This window comes from Protofrankia sp. Cr1, assembly GCF_963555865.1.
In the GTDB taxonomy this organism is placed as follows: domain Bacteria; phylum Actinomycetota; class Actinomycetes; order Frankiales; family Frankiaceae; genus Protofrankia.
The window spans coordinates 1-3,946 of the sequence record NZ_CAUVXO010000482.1 but is presented as its reverse complement, the minus strand read 5'-3'; the positions used below and the strand labels follow the sequence as shown (position 1 = coordinate 3,946).

3 protein-coding genes are annotated in these 3,946 nt (G+C 69.1%); all 3 read left to right on the top strand.

All coding sequences use genetic code 11. From position 1 onward, the window contains the following. Positions 1–1,467: FtsX-like permease family protein (locus U9980_RS24185; protein ID WP_322770035.1), on the top strand; the 1,467-nt coding region annotated here is incomplete at its 5' end. Between the two features lie 130 nt (positions 1,468–1,597). Then, positions 1,598–2,275: a response regulator transcription factor gene (locus tag U9980_RS24180; RefSeq protein ID WP_322748979.1), complete on the top strand. Its 678-nt coding sequence runs from the start codon at positions 1,598–1,600 to the stop codon at positions 2,273–2,275. Next, the gene (locus U9980_RS24175; RefSeq protein WP_322770034.1) at positions 2,272–3,837 is read left to right on the top strand and encodes a sensor histidine kinase; all 1,566 of its coding nucleotides are present in this window, start codon (positions 2,272–2,274) and stop codon (positions 3,835–3,837) included. Before U9980_RS24180 ends, U9980_RS24175 begins: the two co-directional genes overlap by 4 nt. Positions 3,838–3,946: the final 109 nt, after the last annotated feature.

The window sequence follows — 3,946 nt, the reverse complement described above, 5'->3', positions numbered from 1 at the left end:
CGGGCCGGCACGGTCCGGGCCGACACGTCGCTCGCCCCGCCCGACCGTGCGCCGTGGCCGCTGCGGCTCGGTCTCGACTGGATCCTCCTCGCCGGAGCCGCGGTGACGTTCTGGCTCACCTCCCGCGGCGGGTATCACGTCGTCCTCGCCCCCGAGGGCGTGGCGACGACCGCGGTGAACTATGCGGCTCTCCTGGGCCCGGCGATGGCGTGGCCCGGGCTGGCGCTGCTGGTGTGGCGCGTCAGCGCCGGCTGGTTCGCCCGACGCACCGGGCGGCTGTCCCGGGACCGCCCGGGACGGGCACCCGAGCTGGAAGCGGCGTCGCTGCGGCGGCGTCGCCACATCGTGGCGCGCGGTGCGGCCGGTCTCGCCGTCGCGCTGGGCCTGGCGGCGTCCACGGCCGTCTTCACCTCCACCTACGATGCCCAGGCCCGACTCGATGTCGCCCTGACCGTCGGTGCCGACGTCGCGGTCACCGAACCCCCCGGCGCCGTCGTCAGCCCGTCCGCCGGCGACACGCTCCGCAACGCACCCGGCGTACGGGCCGTCGAACCACTGCAGCACCGCTTCGCCTATGCGGGACCGGATCTCCAGGACATTTACGGCGTGAACGCCGACACGATTCGGCGGGTTGCCCCGCTTCGCGACTCGTTCACACCGGGTAGCACCGTGTCGAGCGCACTGGGCACTCTGGGCCGTACTCCTGACGGCGTACTGCTCTCCGCGGAGACGCTGCACGACTACCAGCTGCGTCCCGGCGACCCGGTACAGCTGCAACTCCAGACCGGACCCGACCGGCGCTACCAGCCGGTGACATTCCATGTGATTGGTCAGATCAAGGAGTTTCCCACCGCCCCGAAGGACTCCTTCATCGTCGCCAACGCCGTCTACATCACCCATGTGACCGGCTCGGACGCGGTCGGCAGCTTTCTGATCGGATCGTCCGACCCGACCGCGACCGCCGCGTCCCTGCGGTCGCGGGTCGCGCCCGGCGTCGACGTTGCCGACGTGCGTTCCGCCCGCGCCACCGTCACCACCGCATCCGGCTTGGCCGCGTCCGACCTCGCCGGCCTGTCCAGGCTGGAACTCGGTTTCGGGGTCCTGCTCGCGCTGGCGTGTTCCGGCCTGGCGTTGCTGCTCGGCGCGTCGCAACGACGGCGTTCCCTGGTGCTGCTCCGCGCCTTCGGCGCCACCCCCCGCCAGCGCGGACGTTTCCTGGCCACCGAAGCGCGGGGACTGGTCCTGGGCGGTGTCCTCGGCGGCACGGCGATCGCGGCGGCCATCAGCTACCTGCTCATCAAGGTACTGACGGGGATCTTCGACCCACCGCCTGCGGCACCGGCGATTCCGGTCGGCTACCTGGTCGCTCTCGTCGCCAGTGTCGTGGCGGCGGCGGCGGCTGTGGTGGTGGTTCTCGGTGGCCGGATGGCGGGCACCGCGGGCCCGAAGGAGCTTCGAGACCTGTGAGCGTGCCCAACCGTGAGCACACTGAGACAATGTGGTTGCCGTGGAGGGCGCCGACCCGCATGGCCCCGGGGCGCGGTCCGGTCAGTCCGGTCAGTCCGGTCAGTCCGGGAACGTGCGACAGGAGCTGTCGATGCGGATACTGATCGTGGAGGATGAGGAAAACCTGGCCGCCGCGATACGGGACGGACTTCGTCATGAGGGTTGTGCCGTCGACGTCGCGGCCGACGGCGAGCAGGGCCTGTGGCTCGCCTGCTCCCACGCCTACGACGCGATCGTTCTGGACATCATGCTTCCGTGTCTCAGCGGCTATGAGGTCACCCGGTCGCTGCGCCGGGCGCGGGTCTGGACACCTGTCCTCATGCTCACCGCGAAGGACGGGGAGTACGACGAGGCCGACGCCCTCGATCTCGGCGCGGACGACTACCTGACCAAGCCCTTCTCCTTCGTCGTGTTGCTGGCACACCTGCGCGCACTGATCCGGCGAGGCTCCCCGAGGCGTCCGACCGTCCTGACGGCAGGTGATCTCCAGCTCGATCCGGCCCGGCACCGCTTCAGCCGGGCCGGAACCGACATTCGGCTACGGCCCCGCGAGTTCGCGCTCATGCACTACCTCATGCGCCATCCCGACCAGGTGCTGCCCAAGAGCGACATCACCGCCAACGTCTGGGACGAGTTCGGGGAAAGCGATCCGAACCTCGTCGAGGTCTATATCAGCTATCTCCGAAGCAAGATTGACAGACCGTTCGGACGGCAGGCGATCGAGACGGTGCGCGGAGTGGGGTACCGGCTGCGGGCTGACGGCGGTTGACCGACCACCGGGAAGACGCCGCGGCGCGCCCGCGGTGGTGGCGCCGGCTGTCCTTCCAGCTGCGGGTGACCCTCATCGCGACCCTCGTCGCGGCAATCGGTCTTGCCACCGCCGGGTTCCTGCTGATCACCGGTGTCAGCAACAGCCTGCTCGGCACCATCGACGATGCGGCCCGCGAACGTGCACAGACGCTCAGCGCGGTCGTCACCCGCGGCGCCGTGCCGGACCCGTTGCCCAGTTCCGGCGCGGACACCAGCATCGCCCAGGTCATCGCGCCCGACGGTCATGTGATCGCCAGCTCACGGGAGTTCGACGCCGGTGAGGAGGCCCTCCCGCGGCCCGTTGGAGGGCTGTCGGCCGGGGAACGCATCGAGGATCGGGTGGCGCTCGCGCACGGTCATTTCCGGATCCTGACGCTGCCGGTACGCACCCAGGGTTCCACCGCCACGATCGTGATCGCGTCACCGTTGAGCGACTATGACCAGGCAGTCGGCCGCGTCACCACAGCGGCCGTGGTTGGCGGCCCCACTCTGCTGCTCCTGCTCGCGGTCGCGGTCTGGACACTCGTGCGTTACACCCTGCGCGTCGTTGATCGCATCCGCGGTCAGCTCGACGCCATCACTGCGGCGGATCTCCATCGCAGGGTCGACGTTCCCCCCGCTCAGGACGACATTCGCCGCCTCGCCCTGACCATGAACCAGATGCTGAGTCGACTGGAGAACGCAGCGACCACGCAGCGTCACTTCGTCTCCGATGCCGCCCACGAGCTACGCAGCCCGCTGGCGGCCCTGCGTGTGCAGCTCGAGGTCAGTCACCACAAGGCCGAGGTAGACCGATGGCAACACGACACCCTCCGCATGATCCATGAGGTTGACCGGCTCGCCCGTCTCGTCGACGATCTGCTCGCGCTCTCCCGCCTCGACGAAAACGCCCGACCCGCCCGCCGCGACCTCGTCGATATCGACGAAATCGTGCTCACCGAGGCCCGGAACCTGCGATTGACCAGCTCGCTGGCCGTCCACACCCGTGAGGTCTGCGCAGGCCTGGTCGCAGGACATCCTGACCTGCTCACCCGCGTCGTGCGCAACCTGCTCGACAACGCGCGACGCCACGCGCGGACGCGGGTCGATCTGTCGCTGTCGACCACCGGCGGGCGCGTCGAGTTGGTCGTGGCGGACGACGGCCACGGAATACCGCCCGAGTACCGTGACGAGGTCTTCCGCCGGTTCTACCGCCTCGATCAGGCCCGCAGCCGGGACGCCGGTGGCAGTGGGCTCGGTCTTGCGATTGTCCACGACACCGTCACGGCCCACCATGGCCTCGTTTACATCGAGGACAACGAGCCCGGCGCCCGAATCGTCGTGTGGCTGCCGGCGGCTGGAAGCCAGCGCTCCACCCCTACCCGGCCGCCTCCATCCGATCATCCCCTGGGGGGAAGGCCCGAGCGACCCGGAACCAGGAACAACACATCATGTTCCCGGCACCGAAAAAATGATCTTTCGGGTCGGAGGTGCTGGCGATGTGCGGTGAGCAGGGCGAAGCGGAGTCCTACTGGCGGATGAAGATGAGGACGATGTGCGGGGTGCCGCCGATACTGTTCGCGAGGAGTTCGACGCTTTCACGATGCCCTGTGAAGGTCAGTTTTGCCTTGTTCGCGGACACGCTCTGCTG